Source organism: Pollutimonas rozaliensis (assembly GCF_048751585.1).
GTDB lineage: Bacteria > Pseudomonadota > Gammaproteobacteria > Burkholderiales > Burkholderiaceae_B.
In genome coordinates, this window is record NZ_JAZHOB010000056.1 from 1 (window position 1) to 281 (window position 281).

The following is a 281-nucleotide window of genomic DNA, read 5'->3' on the forward strand; positions in this document are numbered from 1 at the left end:
TCAGAATCTGAGGTATCAGTGCGCTGACCTAGTTTAGCAATCACACGATAACGCTTATCCGAATCGAGTAAAAACTGAGAAAACTTGGTCGCCTCCCCTAAACAAATCGGTAACATCCCCGTCGCTAATGGATCAAGCGCACCGGTGTGTCCTGCTTTTTCAGCAAAATAGAGGCGTTTCACTTTCTGTAGTATATCGTTCGATGAGATGCCCGTGGTTTTATCGAGTAGTAAGACGCCGTTAATTGCACGGCCTTTACGACGTCGTGCCATTACTCTTCG

General features: G+C 46.6%; 1 pseudogene. It reads right to left on the reverse strand.

What is annotated here, in order from left to right:
* Positions 1 to 272: pseudogene (gene truB, locus V0R37_RS21945) on the reverse strand (tRNA pseudouridine(55) synthase TruB); the annotation flags it as partial.
* Positions 273 to 281 lie beyond the last annotated feature (9 nt).